Source organism: Propionivibrio sp., from assembly GCF_049316945.1.
Lineage (GTDB): Bacteria > Pseudomonadota > Gammaproteobacteria > Burkholderiales > Rhodocyclaceae > Propionivibrio.
This window is the reverse complement of sequence record NZ_JBMOJE010000333.1, coordinates 1-2188: the sequence shown is the minus strand read 5'-3', so window position 1 is coordinate 2188 and position 2188 is coordinate 1. Positions and strand designations below refer to the sequence as shown.

The following is a 2188-nucleotide window of genomic DNA, read 5'->3' as shown; positions in this document are numbered from 1 at the left end:
GCTTTAGATTTTTACACAAAAAAATTTGCCCTAAGATAAAACCCATTATCTTATGGCACTGTGTTGAATTCAATCCAAGACAAGCCGTGCTGCACCAATCCCGAATGACCCGGTACCCTGACTTCTTATTGGAAAGCGGCTGTCCAGGAGCTTCAAAGTTGTCCACTGCTTGTCAACAGTGGTTTTCCTATTGTTTTAACTTCGTTAACTTCGTTCTGTATAAAAAATTTACACAGAACTAGCACCGTGTAAAAAATTTACACAGAACTAGCACCGTGTAAACCATTTACACGGATGCTTGTTTTTTAGGCACACCGCGCATTTGATCGGCTATCTGTTTGAGTGCCGCCTTGGCCTCGGCCACGCTTTTCATCGTCGGCGGTTGAACTGGCACCTGTTCTGGAACTTCATCCGCAAGCATCTCTCCACTGAAAGTGCCTGTAGCCTTGTCTAAAACCATTCCCGGGCCGGGCAACAGATCAACCTGCGCCCACACATCCTCAGCATCCAAATTGCCGCTACCAGCCTTTTTAAGCAATGCGAGCCGCTCGCGCATCTCAGCAGGCACAAAATCAACAACAACCGTGCAGATCACCCTGCCGCCAACCCGCACATCCAGTCTCTCGCGGGCAACGTAAACATCTTGCTGGCCACGCTTGCCGCTTACGCGCAGAAGGTTTTTTGACTTCAGGATTTTTATGGCTGTCACAACTGTCGGCGTACTCATGCCGGTTATTTCAGCAATGCGACGGATACCTGGGTAGCTTTGCCCGGTCTGAAAGTCAGCGTGCCACTTGATTGCGTGCCAAGTTGCGAAGGCGGATGGGCCAATTTCGGCAACCAAGCCGGATGTGAACATATCCCGCTGGTGCGTGGTGTAGGTGGTGTCGATGTCACCTTGAATGCTTTTCACGACTCCCGCTCCAACTTCTCCCGAGCCGCATCGACCAAAAACGAATTGACCGTTACACCAAAGTGCGTCCCGGCGTAAAACCGCACCCTGGCCGCAATGTCTGTCGGATAACGGGTTGTCATTGTCACCAGACCGGCGCTGGCTGGCTTTATTTCGGCTTTTGGTGCAACCGTATCAACTGGCGCTGTAATCGCGCTGGCAGCCTGTTTTGACGGTTGTTCAGTCCAATCGTTGAGCTTGTCCAAATCACCAAGCGCGGATTCAGCCGTGCGTGGTGGCAGCGTCCTAATTTTGTTTTGCGAAGTTGACACCAAACACCTCCTTGTAAAGTGCGGACATTTCAATGTTTGCCTTGGCATCGGCCAACCCAGTGGCAAGTTCGACAACCCCAAGACCGTCCCTTGAGGCTTTGCGAAAGGCGATTCTTTCGGTGACGACTGGCTCCATCACGGTAAAAAGTTCAGAGTAATCGGACAACGCTTCCTTGACTTCGATTGTCTCGCGAACCGACGGGTTAGGACTCGCGCCATTCAAAACGGCAACAGCGTTCACCTTTCTGTCCATCCGCTCTGCCACGTCGCGCAGCAGTGCCGCCATGCGTGACAGTGACCACACATCGAACTGTGCTGGCTTGATTGGTATCAGGCACAAATCGCACACAGCAAGCGCCTGGCGCATCTCCAGTGAATCCCGGCCCCCGGCATCCACAATCACCATGCCATACTTTTGCCCAAGCTCCACCAGGTCGCGCCCAACCTTGCCGGTTTTTGAGACGCAGGTAATGGTCGGCTGAAAATCGTTTTCGTGGCGCATTGCGGCCCAAGTGCCAGCCGACTCTTGCCGGTCGGTATCCACCAGCAGTACATCATGCCCGGCCAGTCGGCACATAGCGGCAAGGTTAACGGCAATGGTTGTCTTGCCGACACCACCCTTTTCGTTTGCAATCAAAACAATCATGGTAACCCTTTTAAAGATTGTCATCATGGCATTGATTTTAAACATTGTTTTGATTTATGTCAAAACAATGTTTGCAAACATTGCAAACATTGCAAACATTTTAATGTCCATCACAAGGGGTTGTAAGCCCAAACCGGCGGAATTTATCCAATGCGGCGCAAAGCCAGCATTGGTGCGAGTTTGACGGAAAACACTTGTTTTCCGTCACCAGTGACAGTCAGTCGTTTTCCCGTCGGGTTTATGCAGAAAACATGTGCGATAAACACTGTCGGAAAACGTTTTCATACGGAAACTCTCCCAGGCAGGTTTTCCGTCAAT

At 50.9% G+C, this 2188-nt stretch carries 3 protein-coding genes; all 3 read right to left on the bottom strand.

Translation table 11 applies throughout. From position 1 onward, the window contains the following. Positions 1–286: 286 nt before the first annotated feature. The 3 genes from ACOYNV_RS27755 to ACOYNV_RS27745 are packed head-to-tail and all read right to left on the bottom strand — an operon-like array spanning position 287 to position 1915. Positions 287–913, bottom strand: coding sequence for a helix-turn-helix domain-containing protein (locus ACOYNV_RS27755; RefSeq protein ID WP_422903056.1), 627 nt, complete (start codon positions 911–913; stop codon positions 287–289). Further along, positions 910–1224, bottom strand: a complete 315-nt coding sequence (locus tag ACOYNV_RS27750) for a hypothetical protein (protein WP_422903055.1) — start codon at positions 1222–1224, stop codon at positions 910–912. Before ACOYNV_RS27750 ends, ACOYNV_RS27755 begins: the two co-directional genes overlap by 4 nt. Then, positions 1199–1915 carry an AAA family ATPase gene (locus ACOYNV_RS27745; protein ID WP_422903054.1) on the bottom strand — a complete coding sequence of 239 codons (717 nt, stop codon included), beginning with the start codon at positions 1913–1915 and terminating at the stop codon, positions 1199–1201. The genes ACOYNV_RS27750 and ACOYNV_RS27745 overlap by 26 nt, the downstream gene beginning before the upstream one ends. Positions 1916–2188: the final 273 nt, after the last annotated feature.